This window comes from Caulobacter sp. GW821-FHT11E11 (assembly GCF_058808315.1).
This window is the reverse complement of sequence record NZ_JBXARO010000015.1, coordinates 13469-31781: the sequence shown is the minus strand read 5'-3', so window position 1 is coordinate 31781 and position 18313 is coordinate 13469. Positions and strand designations below refer to the sequence as shown.

The 18313-nt window shown below is 67.5% G+C and carries 14 protein-coding genes; 8 read left to right on the top strand and 6 right to left on the bottom strand.

All coding sequences use genetic code 11. From position 1 onward, the window contains the following. Positions 1-70: 70 nt before the first annotated feature. From AC1RR5_RS26590 to araD1, 4 genes are all read right to left on the bottom strand, one after another. Positions 71-1426 carry an FAD/NAD(P)-binding protein gene (locus AC1RR5_RS26590; protein ID WP_492926771.1) on the bottom strand — a complete coding sequence of 452 codons (1356 nt, stop codon included), beginning with the start codon at positions 1424-1426 and terminating at the stop codon, positions 71-73. Positions 1427-1546: 120 nt separating this feature from the next. After that, the gene (locus AC1RR5_RS26585; protein WP_492926769.1) at positions 1547-2683 is read right to left on the bottom strand and encodes an aldose epimerase family protein; all 1137 of its coding nucleotides are present in this window, start codon (positions 2681-2683) and stop codon (positions 1547-1549) included. A gap of 25 nt (positions 2684-2708) precedes the next feature. Next, positions 2709-3641, bottom strand: coding sequence for a Gfo/Idh/MocA family protein (locus tag AC1RR5_RS26580; protein WP_492926767.1), 933 nt, complete (start codon positions 3639-3641; stop codon positions 2709-2711). Beyond that, positions 3638-4633: an AraD1 family protein gene (gene araD1 / locus AC1RR5_RS26575; protein WP_492926765.1), complete on the bottom strand. Its 996-nt coding sequence runs from the start codon at positions 4631-4633 to the stop codon at positions 3638-3640. The genes AC1RR5_RS26580 and araD1 overlap by 4 nt, the downstream gene beginning before the upstream one ends. 282 nt (positions 4634-4915) lie before the next feature. Here araD1 and AC1RR5_RS26570 point away from each other — a divergent pair, with 282 nt between their 5' ends. Together AC1RR5_RS26570 and AC1RR5_RS26565 are read left to right on the top strand one after the other, a co-directional pair. Next, on the top strand, positions 4916-5674 hold the full coding sequence (locus tag AC1RR5_RS26570; RefSeq protein ID WP_492926763.1) for a FadR/GntR family transcriptional regulator: 759 nt from the start codon (positions 4916-4918) through the stop codon (positions 5672-5674). Positions 5675-5906: 232 nt separating this feature from the next. Then, complete coding sequence (locus AC1RR5_RS26565; protein WP_492926761.1) at positions 5907-7709, top strand: IlvD/Edd family dehydratase; 1803 nt, start codon at positions 5907-5909, stop codon at positions 7707-7709. 18 nt (positions 7710-7727) lie between these two features. Here AC1RR5_RS26565 and AC1RR5_RS26560 read toward each other — a convergent pair whose 3' ends face one another. Together AC1RR5_RS26560 and AC1RR5_RS26555 are read right to left on the bottom strand one after the other, a co-directional pair. Then, positions 7728-10043: a beta-L-arabinofuranosidase domain-containing protein gene (locus AC1RR5_RS26560; RefSeq protein ID WP_492926759.1), complete on the bottom strand. Its 2316-nt coding sequence runs from the start codon at positions 10041-10043 to the stop codon at positions 7728-7730. 12 nt (positions 10044-10055) lie between these two features. After that, on the bottom strand, positions 10056-11360 hold the full coding sequence (locus tag AC1RR5_RS26555) for a sugar MFS transporter (RefSeq protein WP_492926757.1): 1305 nt from the start codon (positions 11358-11360) through the stop codon (positions 10056-10058). Between the two features lie 224 nt (positions 11361-11584). Between AC1RR5_RS26555 and AC1RR5_RS26550 the strand changes: the two genes are divergently transcribed. From AC1RR5_RS26550 to AC1RR5_RS26525, 6 genes are all read left to right on the top strand, one after another. Beyond that, positions 11585-13153 carry an alpha-N-arabinofuranosidase gene (locus AC1RR5_RS26550; protein ID WP_492926755.1) on the top strand — a complete coding sequence of 523 codons (1569 nt, stop codon included), beginning with the start codon at positions 11585-11587 and terminating at the stop codon, positions 13151-13153. A gap of 116 nt (positions 13154-13269) precedes the next feature. Further along, complete coding sequence (gene fucP / locus AC1RR5_RS26545; protein ID WP_492926753.1) at positions 13270-14571, top strand: L-fucose:H+ symporter permease; 1302 nt, start codon at positions 13270-13272, stop codon at positions 14569-14571. Beyond that, positions 14572-15585, top strand: a complete 1014-nt coding sequence (locus AC1RR5_RS26540) for a zinc-binding alcohol dehydrogenase family protein (RefSeq protein WP_492926751.1) — start codon at positions 14572-14574, stop codon at positions 15583-15585. Further along, the gene (locus tag AC1RR5_RS26535) at positions 15579-16391 is read left to right on the top strand and encodes an amidohydrolase family protein (RefSeq protein ID WP_492926749.1); all 813 of its coding nucleotides are present in this window, start codon (positions 15579-15581) and stop codon (positions 16389-16391) included. Before AC1RR5_RS26540 ends, AC1RR5_RS26535 begins: the two co-directional genes overlap by 7 nt. 6 nt (positions 16392-16397) lie before the next feature. Further along, positions 16398-17165, top strand: coding sequence for an IclR family transcriptional regulator (locus AC1RR5_RS26530; protein ID WP_492926747.1), 768 nt, complete (start codon positions 16398-16400; stop codon positions 17163-17165). A gap of 130 nt (positions 17166-17295) precedes the next feature. Beyond that, positions 17296-18273, top strand: a complete 978-nt coding sequence (locus AC1RR5_RS26525) for an aldo/keto reductase (protein WP_492926745.1) — start codon at positions 17296-17298, stop codon at positions 18271-18273. Positions 18274-18313: the final 40 nt, after the last annotated feature.

Below are 18313 nucleotides of genomic sequence, written 5' to 3'. Positions count from 1 at the left end.
ACCGTTCACTTCCTCGGCTTCATTCACCTCGCCGCCGCCATGATCTGGATGCGCTGAATGTCGATAAGGCCTAGGCCAGGGCGGCTAGCACCGTCCCGGCCACGGCCGCCGCCTGGCCCCGGATGTCGGGAACGGCGGTGATCTCCCACGAGGTCCCGCGTGTGGCGGGGCCGACGGCCAGCAAGGTGGGTGAGGGCTCGCCGGAGACGTCGCGCACGCGGTAGTCGTCGTCGACGTCGAAGCCCAGGCGCAGGGCGTCGGGCCGGGCCAGGCCGCGTTTGACCAGGTCCTTGATCAGCGGATCGGCCGAGGTCAGGACGTCGCCGGTCGGGCCGGTGCAGTTGATCACCGACGCCGCGCGGAAGACGTAGCCGCCATGCTCGCCACGCCCGCGCCAGCGGCACAGGGCGAAGCCGTCGGCCTCCAGGCGCAGGCTGCGGATCTTGCCGGCCGCGAGGGTAAGCTGGCCGGTGGCGCGCATCGCCCCGATCCTACGGGCGACCAGCGGGGCCAGGCGGTGGCGATGGATGTCCCAGAACGGCCGGGCGTGACGCAGGAAGGCCTGCTTCTGCGCCGCCGACCAGCCGCGCCACAGGCTCTGTGTCGCGGGACGGGTGGCGTCGATGGCCGTCCGCCAGCCGTGCTCGGCCGCCGCCGTCCGCAGCCACCCGAAGGCCTCCAGCGGCGACAGGCCGTTGGCGGGTGGCAAGGGCAGGGACAGGGACGGCGCCCCGTCATGCTCCAGCGGCGCCAGGCCTCGGCGCGAGAGGGCCAGCATCGGCCGGCCGGGCTGGGCCTGGTTCAGCGACAGGGCGACGTCGACCATCGTCAAGCCCGTGCCGATCAGCAGCACCGGTCCCGACGGCAGGTCGGCGGCGTTCCAGCGCCAGGGATCGGCGACATAGGCGTCGGAGGCGGCGAAGGCCTCGTCGATGCCCGGCGGGCGCGCCGGCGGCGGATTGCCGAGGGCCAGGACGACCGCGTGGGCGGTTACCGCGTTGCCCAGGGCGCAGGTCAGCCGCCAGCCGTCGCCGCCCGGCTCGATGCCTACGACGGCGTCCGGGATCACCACCAACCGCCCGGCGCCGGCCGAGCCCTCGGCCACCTCGGCCACCTGGCTCTGAAGGTAGCGGCCGTAGTCGGCGCGGGTGGCGAAGTCGGCGGGCCCCAGGCCGAACCGTTCGCGGCGCAGCCACTGGACGAAGTGCCCCGGTTGGTCTGGCCAGGCGCTCATATTGCCGGCGCGGACGTTCAGCCGGTGGCCGGGATTGTGGGTGGCGTAGGCCGCGCCCAGGCCGACCGGTGTGCGGCGCTCGAACAGGATGACCTTCGCGTCCGCCGACCGCCGGAGAATGTTCAGGGCGGTCATCACGCCACTGAACCCAGCGCCGACCACGGCGATGACAGGCGCTGGCGTTTTAGGCATGCGGATACTCTACGGCGTCGGTGGGGATTTCTCGACGATCCGCCCCAGTCTGGCAAGGTCCTACGCAAAAAGGGGAGCGCATCGCTGCGCTCCCCTCCGCGTGTCGTTCGTGCTGACAGCCTACTTCTGGACGGTCAGCTTGAAGACCATCGTGTTGCTGTACTTCTGGCCCGGATCCAGGCGGACCGGCGCGAACTGCGGCTTGTTCGGCGCGTCGGGGAAGTGCTGTGGCTCCAGCGCGATGCCGTCGCCCTGGCGATAGATCTTGCCGCTCTTGCCGATCGTCGTGCCGTCGATGAAGTTGCCGGCGTAGAACTGGATGCCCGGCTGGTCGCTGAGGATCTCCAGCACGCGGCCGCTCTTGGGATCGGCCAGGCGCGCGGCGAAACGCGGCGCGCCGCCGGCCTTGCCGTTCAGGACGTAGTTGTGGTCGTAGCCGCGGCCGACGACAATCTGCGGGTCGCGGGCGTCGCGGATGCGGTCGCCGACGGCCGTAGGCTTGCGGAAGTCGAAGGCCGTGTCGGCCACCGGCGTGGTCTCGCCGGTCGGGATCAGCTCGGCGTCGACCGGGGTGTAGCCATCGGCGGGAATGGTCAGGACGTTGCCCATCGCGCCTTCGGACGCGCCTTCGCCCGCGACGTTGAACAGGGCGTGGTTGGTCATGTTGACGATGGTCGGCTTGTCAGTCGTGGCGCCGTAGGTGATCGTCAGGTTGTTCTGCTCATCCAGGGCGTAGGTCGCCGTGGCGGTCACGGTCCCGGGATAGCCTTCCTCGCCATCCGGACTGACATAGCCGAAGGTCACCGAGGCCGTCGGGCCGGACTTGGCGTCCAGCACCTTCCAGACGACCTTGTCGAAGCCTTTCACCCCGCCGTGCAGGGCGGCGACCTTGTTGTTGTTCAGCGCCAGCTGGTAGCTCTTGCCGTCCAGGGTGAAGCGGCCTTTGCCGATGCGGTTGGCGAAGCGGCCGACCGAGGCGCCGAAGTAGCTGGCGTTCTTCTCGTAGGTGGCGGCGTCGGCGAAGCCCAGCGCGATGTCGGCCTTCTTGCCGGTGCGGTCCGGGCCGATCAGCGACTGCAGGGTCGCGCCGTAGGTAATGATCGTGGCGCTGACGCCCTTGGCGTTGGTCAAGGTGATGGCCTCGACCGCTTCGCCGGATGAAATGGCGCCGAACGGCTTGCGCGACAGCTCAGTGGCGCTCGCGGACAGGGCGACAAGGGCCAGGGCGCTGCCCAGCGCGATGGTCTTCAGCTTCATGTTTCTCTCCCTTTGTCGTTCTTGATTATTCGATGAAGGCCGGCGCCACGACCCGCTCGCTGAGCAGGAAGGCGTCGGCGACATGCCGTAGTGGGCTGACATCCACGTCGCTGGCGCCGTCGGCGATCAGCTTGGCGAAGGCGTCGTACAGGCCCGGATATTCGCGGTCGGGGCCTTCCTGGAGCAGCTGACCGTCGATGTGGAGCTTGGCGCCGCCGTGGGTCAGCTTCAGCTGGCCGTCGTCGGTGTCGACCTCGATGTCCCAGCTTTGCGGGCCGGTCTGCAGGAAGTCGAGCTCGGCGCGGATCGGCGCGCCGGCCGCGTCGCGGAAGTCCAGCTCGGCCTGGATCGGCGACTGGCAATTCTCCGGCACGTGCAGCACGCCCTTCGACAGGAAGAACGGCCGCGGCAGGATGCGGGTGACGATCGACAGGGCGTTGATGGCCGGGTCGAAGACGCCCAGGCCGCCGGCCTCCCAGATCCAGTCCTGACCGGGATGCCAGACGCGGACATCTTCCTTCCAGTGGATCCGTACGGCCTTGACCTCGCGCTCGGCCAGCCATTGGCGAGCCGGCTCGACGCCGACGGCGTAGCGGGAATGCCAGGTGGTCTGCAGGGTCAGGCCGCGCACGGCGGCGGCTTGGCGCAGGTCCTCGACCTCGCTCAGCGTCGCGCCCGGCGGCTTTTCCAGCATCACGTGCTTGCCGGCCGCCAGGGCCAGGTGGGCCAGGGCGTGGCGCGGCTGGGGCGGGGTGCACAGCGCCACCGCGTCCACCGTCACGTCGCTAGTCAGCAGGTCGGCCAGGGCGGTGAAATGGGCGACGCCGTCCAGCTCGGCGTTGCGGCTGACGATGGCGACCAGCTCGAAGCGCGGATCGGCGGCGATCGACGGCAGGTGCTGGTCGCGGGCGATCTTGCCCAGGCCGACCAGGGCCAGACGAATGGGTGTCGTCGTCACAGCGACTTCACCACGACCGGCCGGGCTTGCGCCTGGGCCAGCGGGTTACGCACCGGATAGCGGAACGGCGCGGCCTCGATTTCGAACACGTCGCCGACCTGGGTCTGGAAACCTTCCGAGAAGGAGAGGGTGGCCGTACCGAAGAAGTGGACGTGGAGATCACCCGGGCGACGGAAGATGTCGTACTTGAAGTGGTGGTGCTCGAGGTTGCCGATCGTGTGGGACATGTTCGCCTCGCCCGACAGGAACGGCTTTTCCCAGATGGTCGCGCCGTCGCGGACGATGCGGCTGGCGCCGCGCACGTCGGCGGGCAGCTCGCCGGTCAATAGCTCCGGACCCAGGGCCGCTTGGCGCAGCTTGGAGTGGGCCAGCCACAGATAGTTGCCGCGCTCGATGACGTGGTCCGAGAACTCATTGGCCAGGCAGAAGCCCAGGCGATGGGGCGTACCGTCAGGGCCGATCATGTAGACGCCGGCGATCTCGGGTTCCTCGCCGCCGTCCTTGGCGAAGCTGGGCGAGGTGAGGGGCTGGCCGGGGCCGACCAGCTGCGTGCCGTCGCCCTTGTAGAACCACTCCGGCTGCACGCCTTCCTGGCCGGGCGCGGGCTTGCCGCCCTCGACGCCCATCAGGAACATCCGCATCGAGTCGGTCAGCTGCTCACCCGCCTGGGCCGCCTTGTGCATCTTGTCGCGCCCCTCGGCCGAGCCGAGATGGGTCAAGCCCGTGCCGGTCATGGCCAAGTGGGCGGGATCGGGATGGTCGATCGGCGCCAGCACGCGGCCCTCGGCCAGGGCGACCAGGATGTCGATGTCCTCGCCCAGCGTGCGAGCCTGGGCGGCTTCAGCCAGGGTGGCGTCGACCTTCAGGGCCACCTGGGCCAGGTCATACAGGGTGTCGGCGACCTCGACCTTGCGGGCGCGGCCCGAGTCGTCGACGGCCGCCAGCAGCCGCGCGCCGGCCGGGGTTTTCAATTGCACGAACCGGAACACCACGGCGATCGACCTTCTGAAGCTTTCTAATAGTCCGACAAATAGCGGGACGGCGCGGTCTGTCAAACGGCGTTTCACTCTATTGGCCCGTAGAAATTCGGCGGTTGTACGTCTCGGAGCGGAACTTCGTGCTCCAATTCATCGTACATTTGAGCCGAATAGCCGCCAGACCGACCGGCGCAGCGGGGGCGAATTCGCTTGTTCTCCGACAATTGGTCTCGCTAGAGTCGTCGACAGGGCGCAAGGATCGCCTGGAACGATTTGCGCAGCGGGAGCGAAACAGGCGTGTCGAAGGCCAAGGAAGCGGGCGTTGGCGGTGACGGCGAGCGCGAAGAAGGCTTCTCAGGCCGGATCCACGGGTCGATCGCGCGAGCCCTGGGCATCGCCATCGTCTCGGGCAAGCACCAGCCTGGCGACGTGCTGAACAACGAGATCGACGCCTCAGAGCAGTTGCAGGTCTCGCGCAGCGCCTATCGCGAAGCCATCCGCATCCTGGCCGCCAAGGGGCTGGTCGAAAGCCGTCCCAAGACCGGCACCCGGGTCAGCGCCCGCACGCGCTGGAGCCTGCTGGATCCCGAGGTCCTGGCCTGGTTCTTCGAATCGGAACCCAGCGAGCAGTTCCTGCAGGAGCTGTACGAGCTGCGGATGATCGTCGAGCCGGCCGCCGCCGCGCTTGCCGCCGAACGCCGCAACGACGTCCAGCTGGAGCGCATGCGCGCGGCCCTGGTCGCCATGCAGCACCACACCCTGGCGACCGAGGCCGGCCAGGCCGCCGACCGCGACTTCCACGACACCGTGCTGGAAGCCACCAGCAACGCGCCGCTGTTCACCCTGAGCAGCAGCATCGGCGCGGCCGTGCGCTGGACGACCATCTTCAAGCAGCGCGACCGCGAGCTGGCCCGCGACCCGATGCCCGAGCACTGGAAGGTGTTCGACGCCATCGCCGCCGGCCGTGGCGACCAGGCCCGCCAGGCGATGGAGAAGCTGGTCAGCCTGGCGCTCGAAGACACCCACGCGGCGATCGAGCGCCGCCCGGGGCGCTAAGGCGCAATCATCGGACAATCATTTGGCGGGCGGACTTGGGGCTGCGTCGGCTTTTGTGACGCACTCGCAATGCGGCTTGCCGTGATTGACGCTCCGTACGGCGCGGTATAGTCAGACAAATACGATTTAGGTGGGGCCGCGAACGGGCGGGCGCGCGCTTCTCGCGTCTGGTCTACAAGTTCGCCGGTATCCCGCTCCCCGTCGACAAGGCCTATGGCCTTCAAGGATTGTCATGAGCGTTTCTTCCGTTCCGCCCCGCGCCCTTCGTTCGCGCGCCTGGTTCGACAATCCGGACAATATCGACATGACGGCGCTCTATCTGGAGCGCTACCTGAACTTCGGCCTGTCGCTGGAGGAGCTGCAGTCGGGCAAGCCGATCATCGGCATCGCCCAGACCGGCTCGGACCTATCGCCGTGCAACCGCCACCACCTGGTGCTGGCCGAGCGCGTGCGCGAAGGCATCCGCAGCGCCGGCGGCATCGTGCTGGAGTTCCCGGTCCACCCGATCCAGGAGACCGGCAAGCGCCCGACGGCGGGCCTGGACCGCAACCTGTCGTACCTCGGTTTGGTCGAGCTGCTGTACGGCTATCCGCTGGACGGCGTGGTGCTGACCATCGGCTGCGACAAGACCACGCCCGCCTGCCTGATGGCGGCGGCGACCGTGAACATTCCAGCCATCGCGCTGTCGGTCGGCCCGATGCTGAACGGCTGGCACAAGGGCCAGCGCACCGGTTCGGGCACCATCGTCTGGAAGGCCCGCGAGATGCTGGCGGCCGGCGAGATCGACAATGCCGGCTTCATCAAGCTGGTGGCGAGTTCCGCCCCGTCGACCGGTTACTGCAACACCATGGGCACGGCCACGACCATGAACTCGCTGACCGAAGCGCTGGGCATGTCGCTGCCCGGCTCGGCGGCGATCCCGGCCCCGTATCGCGATCGCCAGGAGAACGCCTACCGCACCGGCCTGCGCATCGTCGACATGGTGCACGAGGACCTCAAGCCCTCGGACATCCTGAGCCGCGAAGCCTTCCTGAACGCCATCGTCGTCAATTCGGCGATCGGCGGCTCGACCAATGCCCCGATCCACCTGAACGCCCTGGCCCGCCACGTCGGCGTCGAGCTCAGCATCGACGACTGGCAGCAGACCGGCGAGGAGGTGCCGCTGCTGGTCAACCTGCAGCCGGCCGGTGAGTATCTGGGCGAGGACTACTACCGCGCCGGCGGCGTGCCGGCGGTGTTCGGCCAGCTGATCGAGCAGGGCCTGATCCGCGAGGAAGCCCGCTGCGTCTCCGGCCAGAACATCGGCGAGCAGTATCGCGGCGCCGAGATCGAGGACGAGAACGTCATCCGTCCGTTCTCCAGGCCGCTGGTCCAGCGGGCCGGTTTCGCGGTCATGCGCGGCAACCTGTTCAACTCGGCGATCATGAAGACCAGCGTGATCAGCCAGGAGTTCCGCGACCGCTACCTGTCGAACCCCGACGACCCGGACGCCTTCGAGGGTAACGCCATCGTGTTCGATGGCCCCGAGGACTATCACCACCGGATCGACGATCCGTCGGTGGGCATCACCGCCAACTCGATCCTGTTCATGCGCGGCGCCGGGCCCATCGGCTATCCGGGCGCGGCCGAGGTCGTGAACATGCGGGCCCCCAACTACCTGATCAAGCAGGGCATCCATCAGCTGCCGTGCATCGGCGACGGCCGCCAGTCGGGCACCTCGGGCTCGCCGTCGATCCTGAACGCCTCGCCCGAAGCGGCGGCGGGCGGGGGCCTGGCTCTCTTGAAGAGCGGCGACAAGGTGCGTTTCGACCTGCGCAAGTCGCGGGTCGACGTCCTGGTCTCGCCCAGCGAGATCGTCGAGCGCCGCAAGGCGCTCGAGGCGGCCGGCGGCTTTGCCTATCCGGAAAGCCAGACGCCGTGGCAGGAGATGCAGCGTGCTGTGGTCGGCCAGATGGACACCGGCGCGGTGCTCGAACCGGCCGTGAAGTACCAGCGCATCGCCCAGACAAAGGGCCTGCCGCGCGACAACCACTAGATCGGTGAAAGGCGGCGCTTAGCGCGCCGCCTTGAACACCCGCGCCTCGAACACCGCCGCCCATTGATTGGCGGCCATCTCGAAACTGATCGTGACCTTGCGCTTCCCGTCTGTCAGGGCCTGAGGCAGGGCATAGGTATTGACGTTCAGCGGCCCGGTGCGCTCGCCCGGCAGCGTCTCGTGCGCGATCTCCTGGCCCTCGACCACGATCCGGAAATCCTTGTTCCGCGGCGCGCCATCATACGTCACCTCCAAGGTCAGCGGTCCGGTTGCGGTCGCCATCTGGAACGCGATCGAGCCCCTGTTCAGGATGCGGCTGCGGACCGTTAGATTGCCGGTATCTTGGGTGCCAGGGCTGGCCTTCAGGGCGTGATCGACCTCGGGCTGCTGCTCGCCGAAGCGGATGGTGTCGACGGTGCGCTCACGGATGTCGGCGCGGACCTTGGCCTCGGAGACCAGGCGTGGCTCGGCCTCCGTCCACTGGGCCTGGGTCAGGCGGCGGAAATAGACGGCCGTGCGGTTATGATGCTGCTCGAGATAGGGGCGCAGGGCCAGGTTCAGCGGACGGCTGCGGTTGGCCAGGGCGAACCGTTGCGGACCGCCGGCGGGCGTCAGGGCAGGGGTCCCCACCACGACCGGATCGAAGCTGTCCCACGGCTGGTCGGCCGGACCGAGATCGGCCGCCAGCACCAGCGGGCCGTTCAGGAAGGCGATCAGGTCCGGAGCGTCCGGCATGCTTTCCGTGCGCACGGTCATCGGCAGGGTTAGGGTCACCCGATCGCTGGCCTTCAGCGTGAGGTCGACATAGCCGTTCTTCGGCGTGACCGCCTGCGTTCGGCCATTGATCTTCACCGACGGAGCCTCGCACCAACCCGGAACGCGCAGCGACACCGGCGTCGACCCCTTGGCCTTGGCCAGGGTCAAGGTGACCTGGTCGCTGTAGGGAAACTCGGTGTCGATCTCGAGCTTCACGCCCTTCTGCGACCAGTCTAGCATCGCCGGGTAGTACAGATTGACCCGCACCTGATCGCCGTCGCGCCAGAAGATGCTGTCGCCCAGCTTGGCGTAGTTCTCCATGCCGGTGCCGACGCAGCACCAGAACGAGTCCGTGGGCGTCGAGTGGCCCCGCGCATAGCCCGAAGCCAGCGGCGAGAAGTAGGTGAACATCCCGGTGTCGGGATCCTGCTGCGACAGGATGTGGTTCAGGTGGGTCCGTTCGTAGAAGTCGAAGTAGCGGCTCTCACCGCTCCAGGCGTGCAGATGCCGGGTCAGCTTCAGCATGTTGTAGCTGTTGCAGCACTCGCAGGTCTGCTGGCCCAGGCGCGTCGACAGCTGGCGCGGCTTGCCGAAGTGCTCGAACTCGGAATTGCCGCCGATGACGTACGAGTGGTCGTCGACGACCGTCTCCCAGAAGAACAACGCCGCCTTGGCCGCATCGGCGTCGCCGCCGGTCTCATAAAGCCGCGCCTCGCCGATCAGCTTGGGGATCTGGGTGTTGGCGTGCTTACCGGCCAGGTCGTCGCGCCCGGCGACCAGCGGATCGATGATGTCGTCGTGCTGGACGCGGCGGGCCAGCTCCAACCAGCGTTGCTGGCCGGTGCGGGCGTGCAGTTCGGCATAGCTCTCGACGATGCCGCCGTGCTCGATACGCAGCACGGTCTGGACCTGTTTAGCGTCCAGCGCCTCGAACATCTTGCCGAGATAGTCGCCAAGGCCAATGGCGACGGCCAGGGCCTTGGGATCGCCGCAGTAGAGATGGGCGTCCAGCGCCCCGGCCAGCACCTTGTGATAGGTATAGATCGGCACCCAGCCGCCGTTCAGACCGCCGGCGGTGTCGATCTTGCCAGCGCGGATCTCCTCGTAGACGACCTTGCCGTCGACGGTCTTGCCGCTGCGCTCGACCGTCGTGCCGCCCGTGTAGCCGTCACCGTTGGCGGCCTGGCAGGCGGCCAGTTCCTCGACGATGTAGGCGGCGCGCTGCTTGAATTCCGGCTGGCCGGTCTGGGCCCACATCAGCGCGACCGCCGACAGGTAGTGGCCCAGGCTGTGGCCGGCGATGCCTGCCGCCTCCCAGCCGCCATAGACCGCGCCCTTGGGCGCAAGGCCCGCGCCGGCGCGGAAGTTATGCAGCAAGCGGTCGGGCTCCAGCGACAGCAGGTAGCGCTGGTTCGTCTCTTGTGCGGTCAGGAAGAGCGAGGGCTTCAGCTGCACCTGAGAGAGCGGAAAGGGCTCCAGCCGCGACTTGGCGGACTGGCTTAGGGCCGGCGAAGCCAGCGCCGCCGCGCCGAGCGCGACACCTGTCTTCAGGGTCATGCGGCGCGACGGTCCGGTCATCCTAGCGCCTCCCTATTCGACGTGCTGGTCGGGGAGGGCGTTGGTCGCCTTCGAGCCCCACAGCGCATAGAACAGCACGTAGATCTCGCAGGCCGCCGTCAACAGGAACGAGGTCTGCAGGCCGAAGGTGTCGGCCAGCCAGCCTTGCACGATGACCAAAGCGCCGCCGGCGATGGCCATGATCAAGAGGCCCGAGCCTTCCTCGGTCAGCGGGCCAAGGCCCTTGATGCCCAGGGTGAAAATGGTCGGGAACATGATCGAGTGGAAGAAGCCGACCGCGATCAGGGCCCACATCGCCGTCGGGCCCTGGGCGAACGAGGCGACCAGCATGACCACGAAGGCGCCGATCGAGAAGGCGGCCAGCACGTGCTCGGCGGCGAAGCGGCGCATCAGCACGCTGCCCAGGAACCGGCCCACCATCATGCCGCCCCACAGGATGGCCAGGTAGCGCGAGGCTTCCTCGTGGGTGATGGCGGCGATGTTCGGCTGCGAGACGAAGTTGATGAACAGGTTGGCGACCCCGATCTCAGCGATCAGGTAGATAAAGATGGCCGGTACGCCGAACACCAGGTTGCGGTGCGACCACAGGGACAGCTTCTTGCGTTCCTCGCGCGAGGTGCGCTGGTTGGCCTGGCCGATGGCCGGCAGCTTCACGCGCCCCATGACGACGGCCAGCAGGATGAGCGCGATGGTCACCAGCACATAGGGCAGGATCACCGACTGGGCGTCGGCGTAGCGCTCGGCCTGGGTCAGGACGACGTCGGTTCCGGCTGTGCCGCTCTTGGAGCGTCCCAGGATCAGATAGCCGGCGAACAGCGGCGCCAGGGTGGTGCCCAGAGAGTTGAAGGCCTGCACCAGGTTCAGGCGCGCCGAGCCGGTCTCGGGCGGACCGATCACGGCGACGTAAGGATTGGCCGCCACCTGCAGCAGGGTGATGCCACTGGCGATCACGAACAGGGCCGTCAGCACCAGGCCGTAGGAGGCCAGCATCGCCGCCGGGACCATCATGGCCGCGCCGACCGCCATGCCCAGCAAGCCAACGACGATGGCCTTCTGGTAGCCGATCCGCTCGATCAGCTTGGCCGACGGGATCGAGGCCACGAAATAGGCGATGAACCAGACGGATTCGATCAGTGTGGTGCGAGTGTAGTCCAGTACGAACACGCTGCGCAGGTGCGGCAGCAACGTGTTGTTGATGACCGTGATGAAGCCCCACATGAAGAACAGGCTGGCCAGCAGGCTCAGGGCCGAGCCGTAGCGTTGCTGCAGGGCGCCGGCGCTCGCCGTGGGCGGCGCGCTCTGCGGAATGGCGGGCATGGTTTCCTCTCCGTCGATGCGGGCTTCGGCGGCTGAGAGCCACTCTGAACTTATTGTCCGAGTATAGTGTCGTCGCCAAGCCGTCAACGCACGAGCTGTAGCGCGTCCCATAAGCTGGGAGCCGGAAGCGCCACTGGTTATTGTAGGACAAAAATAAGCCTGCTACCAAATCGCCCGACGATTTTCAGGGAGCGGCGTACAGCTCCCATCAGGAGGAAAAGACCATGGTGAAGGCCAAGAGATTCCTGGGCGCGGCGGTCGCGGCCCTGGCGATGGCGGCGAGCGCGCCGATGATGGCGCAGGCCGCCGAGCTGGCTGCCACAGCCACCTTGAAGGCCGACCAGCCGGGCGCGCCGATCTCGCGTTACATCTATGGTCAGTTTTCCGAGCACCTGGGCGCGGGCATCTATGACGGCGTCTGGGTCGGGACCAATTCCAAGATCCCCAATGTCCGCGGCATCCGCACCGATATCGTTACGGCGCTGAAGGACATCCATGCGCCGGTGATCCGCTGGCCGGGCGGCTGCTTCGCCGACGAGTACCGCTGGCGCGACGGCATCGGCCCGCGCGACAAGCGCCCATCGCGCAAGAACAACTGGTGGGGCGGCTCGCCCGAGACCAACGCCTTCGGCACCCATGAATTCTTGGACTTCGCCGAGCAGGTCGGCGCCGACCCTTACGTCTCGATCAACATGGGTTCGTCGGACCCGACCGAGATGCGCGAATGGATCGAGTACATGACCTCGCCGGGCGACGACACCCTGGCCCAGGAGCGCCGCGCCAACGGCCGCGACAAGCCTTTCAAGGTGCCGTTCATCGGCATTGGCAACGAAAGCTGGGGCTGCGGCGGTGAGATGACTCCGGAGTACTACGCCAACGAATACCGCCGCTTCTCGGCGTTCTTCCACAAGAACGACGACAATCCGGCCATTCGTATCGGCTCAGGCGCCAACTCGTTCGACGTCAACTGGACCGACGTGGTGACCAAGAACGCCGGCAAGTTCATGGACGCCATCTCGCTGCACTACTACACGCTGCCGACCGGCGACTGGAAGAAGAAGGGTGCGGCCACGGGCTTCGACAAGGCCGCCTGGGCCCAGACCATGTCGCGCACGCTGCGGATGGACGATCTGCTGCAGAAGCATATCGCGGTCATGGACAAGAACGATCCGGCCAAGCGGATCGGCCTTTATGTCGACGAGTGGGGCACCTGGTACGACGTCGAGCCGGGCACCAATCCGGGGCACCTCTACCAGCTCAACACCCTGCGTGACGGCGTCCTCGCGGCGGCGAACTTCAACATCTTCCACCACTATACCGACCGGGTGAAGATGACGAACATCGCCCAGACCATCAACGTCCTGCAGGCGATGATCCTGACCCAGGGCGACAAGCTCGTCCTGACGCCGACCTACTACGCCTACAAGATGTACGTGCCCTTCCAGGACTCGACGGCCATCCCGCTGGACGTGACCGCGCCCGAAATCGACGTGGCGGGAACCAAGATCCCGGCCTTCAACGCCTCGGCCGCCAAGGGCAAGGACGGCAAGACCTATATCGCCGTGGCCAACATGGCGCCGGACGACAGCGTGAAGTTGTCGGTGGCGCTGGGGGCGCTGAAGGCCAAGGCCGTGTCGGGCCAGGTGCTGACCGCCGACAAGATGGACGCGATGAACGCCTTCGGCGCCAAGCCGGCCGTCGCGCCGGCCGCCTTCAAGGGCGCGAAGCTGTCCGGCGACAAGCTGACCCTGGACATCCCGGCCAAGTCGGTCGTGGTCGTGGCCGTCGAATAGCCGCCTCGGGAGCGTCGTTCACGCGGCGCTCTCGTAATTTCATATTTGACCATTCAATTCATATATGATGTTCCTTCCTCAGGTGCTCGACGAGAGAGGCGCCGGAGGAAACATCCATGTCTCAAGGTTCGAGCCCGCGTACGGGCTGGGCGCCGCTGGTGCTCATCGTCGCCCTGTTCTTTCTGTGGGGTGTCGCGAACAACCTCAATGACGTCCTGATCCCCCACCTGAAGAAGGCCTTCTTCCTGACCGACCTGCAGTCGGGTCTGGTGCAGTGGGCCTTCTATCTGGGCTACTTCTTCCTGGCCCTGCCTGCCGGGTTCCTGATGCGCCGGTTCGGCTACAAGGCCGCCGTCATCGTCGGTCTGCTGTTGTTCGGCGCGGGCGCGCTGCTGTTCTGGCCGGCCGCCGAGCTGCGTCGCTACGAGTTTTTCCTCAGCGCCCTATTCGTCATCGCCTCGGGCCTGGCGTTCCTGGAGACCTCGGCCAATCCGCTGATCACCGTGCTGGGCGACCCGGCCAAGGCCGAGCAGCGGCTGAACTTGGCCCAGGCCTTCAATCCGCTGGGCGCGATCACCGCCGTGGTCGTGGGCCGTCAATTCATCCTGTCCGGCGTCGAGCCGACCAAGGCGCAATTCGCCGCCATGAGCCCGGCTCAACTGTCGGCCTTCCAGGCGGCTGAGGCCAAGTCGACCCAGCTGCCGTACCTCATCATCGCCGGAGTCGTATTGCTGTGGGTGGTGCTGGTGGCGATCACCAAGTTCCCGCCCCAGGCCAGCCGCCCGACCGAGGCGGACCAGCACGAAGAGCGCGTCGACAAGCCGATCCTGGGTCTGTTCTCGCGCCCGCGCTTCCTGTTCGGGGTGGCCGCCCAGTTCTTCTATGTCGGCGCCCAGGTGGGCGTGTGGAGCTACATGATCCGCTACGCCCAGGACCAGGTCCCCGGCATGGGCGAGAAGACCGCCGCCGCTTATCTCTCGTGGTCGCTGGTCGGTTTCATGGCCGGGCGCTTCGCCGGCACCGCCCTGATGAGCAAGGTGGATCCGTCGCGTCTGATGGCCGCGTTCGCGGCGGTCAATGTCGGCCTGACCCTGGTCGCGGTCGCCATCGGCGGGCATCTGGGTCTGCTGGCCCTGGCCTCGACCAGCTTCTTCATGTCGATCATGTTCCCGACGATCTTCGCCAGCTCCATCAAGGGGCTGGGGCCGTTGACCAAGACCGGCTCGTCCTTCCTGGTCATGAGCATCATCGGCGGGGCCATCCTGCCGCTCGTGATGGGGGCGATCTCCGACGCCAGCGCCATCCGCCTGGCGGTCCTGGCGCCGTGCGTCTGTTTCGCAGTGGTCGGTCTCTTCGGCCTGACCGCCAAGCGCCGCGAGGTCTCCGCCCACGACGCCGTCCTGGCCGGAGGTCACTAGATGATTGACGTGCTGGTCTGCGCCGCGCCGGGCGAACTCAAGCTCGAGCGCCGGCCGGCGCCGCAGCCGGGCCCGGACGAGGTGCTGCTGCGCGTGCGCCGGGTCGGGATCTGCGGAACCGACATGCACATCTATCGCGGTACGCAGCCCTATCTGAGCTATCCGCGCGTGATGGGGCACGAGCTGTCGGGCGAGGTGGTGTCGGCTCCGGACGGCAGCGACCTCGCGCAGGGCGACCACGCCTATGTCATGCCCTATCTGTCGTGCGGGACCTGCGCGGCCTGCGCCAAGGGCAAGTCGAACTGCTGCATGAACATCCGCGTGCTGGGCGTGCACATGGATGGCGGGCTCTGCGAGTACCTGGCCGTGCCGGCCGGCTTCGTGCGCAAGGTCGAGGGCGTCGGACTGGACGAGGCCGCCATGGTCGAGTTCCTGGCCATCGGCGCCCATGCCGTCCGCCGCGCCCGGATCGAACCGGGCCAGTCGGTGCTGGTGGTCGGGGCAGGGCCGATCGGCATCGCCGCCGCCCTGTTCGCCAAGCTGGCTGGGGCGAGCGTGACGGTGCTGGACGCCCGCGCCGACCGCCTCGGCTTCTGCCGTGATCACCTTGGCGCCGACCATGTCGTGACGCTGAGCGACGAGACGGCCGCCGCGCTGTCGGCCCTGACCGATGGCGTCTTCTTCGACGTGGTGTTCGACGCCACCGGCAGCGCCGCCGCCATGCAGCAGGGCTTTGCCTATGTCGCCCACGGCGGGACCTATGTGCTGATCTCGGTCGTCGCGGCCGACATCACCTTCTCGGACCCGGAGTTCCACAAGCGTGAGATGTCGCTGCTGGCCAGCCGCAACGCCACGCTGGAGGACTTCGACCACGTGTTGTCCGCCATTCGCGCGGGGCGAGTGCCGACGAAAGAACTCAATACTCACAGCGCCTTGCTGAAAAATCTTGCGACAGCCTTGCCAGGCTGGATGGAGCCGTCGGCTGGCGTGATCAAGGCTATCGTTGCGTGCTGATCGACGCCCACTGCCACGTCTGGCGGATCGGCGAAAACGATCACGAATGGCCGACGGCGGACCTGCCGGCGATCCATCGGGACTTCAGCCTCAAGGATATGCGGCAAGCTTCTCATTCTGATGATCTTTTCGGCGCCGTGCTCGTGCAATCGCAGCCGAGCGAACGCGACACGGTATGGCTGCTGAGCCTGGCGGCCGCCGATCCTCTGGCGTTGGGCGTCGTGGGCTGGACCGACCTTGCCGCGCCCGATGCATCGGGCCGGATCGCGGCTCTGGCGCGCGATCCGGGGCTGAAGGGTCTGCGGCCGATGCTGCAGGACCTGGTCAGCGACTGGATCCTTGATCCGAAGCTCGCGCCCGCCATCGAGGCGATGATTGGCGCGGATCTGTCGTTCGACGCCCTGGTCAAGCCGCGTCATCTGCCGGCGATCCTGGAGCTCGTCCGTCGCTGGCCCGAGCTGCGCGTCGTCATCGATCACGGCGCCAAGCCCGAGATCGCGACCGGGCGGCTTGATCCCTGGCGCGACCAGATGGCGGCGCTCGCTGAGCTCCCTGGCGTCCATTGCAAGCTCTCAGGCCTGCTGACCGAAGCTGGCGACGCGCCGACCGCCGAAGCTGTCGCGCCCTATGCGATGCACCTGATCGGCGTCTTCGGACCGGACCGCCTGATGTGGGGCAGCGACTGGCCGGTGCTGAACCTGGCCGGCGACTATTCGTCCTGGCGCGCCATGTGCGAGACCTGGGTCCCACCGACGCAGCGAGCGGCGCTATTCGGCGAGACGGCGCGGCGATTCTATCGCTTATAGGAAGACATGTCCGACGAGCCCGCCAAGAAGCGAGAATACCGCGCGCCTGCTCTGGAGAAGGGCCTCGACGTGCTGGAACTGCTGGCCGCTCACCGCGGCGGCCTGACCTTGGCCCAGATCTCCAACGCCCTGGACCGCTCGTCCAGTGAGCTGTTCCGCATGGTCCAGGTGCTGGAAGCGCGGGGCTATGTCGGCCGCGCCGCCGACGAGGACGGTCTGGTCCTGACCAACAGGCTGTTTGCCCTGGGCATGACCCGCGCCCCGGCCAAGGACCTCTTGGAAGCGGCCCTGCCGGTCATGCGTTCGGTCGCCCAGAAGGTCGGCCAGTCCTGTCATCTGGCCGTGGCCAGCGGCGACCAGATGGTCGTCGTCGCCCGCATCGAGGCGCCGGGCGACCAGGGCTTCTCGGTCCGGGTCGGCTATCGCCGCCAGATCGTCGAGGCGACCTCGGGCCTGGTGCTGTACGCCTTCCAGCCGGATGGCGTGCGCGCGCACTGGGGCGCGGAGCTGAAGACCGGCGCCTCAGCCGCGACCTGGAAGGCCTTCGAATCTAACGCCGCTCAGGCCCGCCGGGACGGCTATGTCCGCGCCAGCAGCTACGTGACCAAGGCCGTGATCGACCTCTCGGTGCCGATCCACGGTCCCGACGGCGTGGCGGCGGCCTTGACCTGTCCGTACGTCGATACGCCGAGCGCGCTGCCGGTCGCCGACACCGTCGCGGGCCTTCAGAAGGCCGCCGCCGAGATCACCAGCGAGATCCGTCCGACAGCCTAGACGGGCCGCGCTCTCCGACGCCCGTCGATTGACTTGGTGTGTTCGGAATGGAATTTTATCAGCAAGATAGATTTTACAAATGAATTGGGTGGGAGCGGGAATGGCAGGCGGCGAGGAGCGGTCCGGAACCTTGGAGCGTCTGCCGCCCCTGGGTTTCGGCGGTGGGGTCGTTGGTAATCTCTACGCGGCCATGTCGGACGGCGCGGCGCGGGGAGTCATCGAAGCCGTCCTGACCGCAGGCATCGGCTATTTCGACACGGCGCCGCACTACGGCTTCGGCCTCAGCGAAACCCGCTTGGGCGAGACCCTGGCCGATCGCGACGTGATGATCTCCACCAAGGTCGGCCGCCTCCTGGAGCCGATCGAGACCATCGAGCGTGAGCGCCACGGCTTCGTCGACGCCGCGCCGTTCGAGCCGGTGTTCGACTACACCCGCGACGGCGTCCTGCGGTCGTTCGAGGACAGCCTGCGCCGCTTGAAGCGCGACCGCGTCGACGTGCTGCTGGCCCACGACCTGGGCCGCATGACCCATGGCGACGCCCACGCCGGCCACATGCGCGACTTCCTCGACGGCAGCTACCCAGCCATGCGTGAGCTGCGCGATGCCGGCGTCGTCGGCGCGATCGGCCTGGGCGTCAACGAGCAGGCCGTTTGCGAGGAGGTCCTGGACCATGCCGACGTCGACGTCTTCCTGCTGGCGGGGCGCTATACCCTGCTAGAGCAGACGGCGCTCGAGAGCTTCCTGCCGCGCTGTGTGGCGCGCGGCGTCGGCATCGTCGTCGGCGGACCGTTCAACTCCGGCGTCCTGGCCGAGACCGGCGGCGCGCTGCACTACAATTACAAACCGGCGCACGCGGAGATCATTGAGCAGGTGGAGCGTCTGCGCCGGGTTTGCGCCGCCCATGGCGTGCCGCTGGCCGCCGCCGCGCTGCAGTTTCCGTTGGCCCATCCGGCAGTGCTCAGTGTCGTTCCCGGCATGGCGACGCCGGATCAGGTCGGCGCCGCAGTCCGCTGGCTGGACATGGCTGTTCCCGACGCGCTGTGGTCCGATCTGAGGAGCGAAGGCTTGATCCGCGCCGACGCGCCTGCCGCGCGAGAGGCGGCATGAAGCTGATCCTGCAGCATCCGCCGCTGCGGCGCGTGAGTTA

Coding starts and splice junctions, on each gene's coding strand:
- AC1RR5_RS26550 (WP_492926755.1), top strand. CDS start 11,585: ATGGTGAAGGCCAAGAGATTCCTGGGCGCGGCGGTCGCGGCCCTGGCG.
- AC1RR5_RS26565 (WP_492926761.1), top strand. CDS start 5,907: ATGAGCGTTTCTTCCGTTCCGCCCCGCGCCCTTCGTTCGCGCGCCTGG.
- AC1RR5_RS26590 (WP_492926771.1), bottom strand. CDS start 1,426: ATGCCTAAAACGCCAGCGCCTGTCATCGCCGTGGTCGGCGCTGGGTTC.
- fucP (WP_492926753.1), top strand. CDS start 13,270: ATGTCTCAAGGTTCGAGCCCGCGTACGGGCTGGGCGCCGCTGGTGCTC.
- AC1RR5_RS26540 (WP_492926751.1), top strand. CDS start 14,572: ATGATTGACGTGCTGGTCTGCGCCGCGCCGGGCGAACTCAAGCTCGAG.
- AC1RR5_RS26560 (WP_492926759.1), bottom strand. CDS start 10,043: ATGACCGGACCGTCGCGCCGCATGACCCTGAAGACAGGTGTCGCGCTC.
- AC1RR5_RS26555 (WP_492926757.1), bottom strand. CDS start 11,360: ATGCCCGCCATTCCGCAGAGCGCGCCGCCCACGGCGAGCGCCGGCGCC.
- AC1RR5_RS26585 (WP_492926769.1), bottom strand. CDS start 2,683: ATGAAGCTGAAGACCATCGCGCTGGGCAGCGCCCTGGCCCTTGTCGCC.
- AC1RR5_RS26530 (WP_492926747.1), top strand. CDS start 16,398: ATGTCCGACGAGCCCGCCAAGAAGCGAGAATACCGCGCGCCTGCTCTG.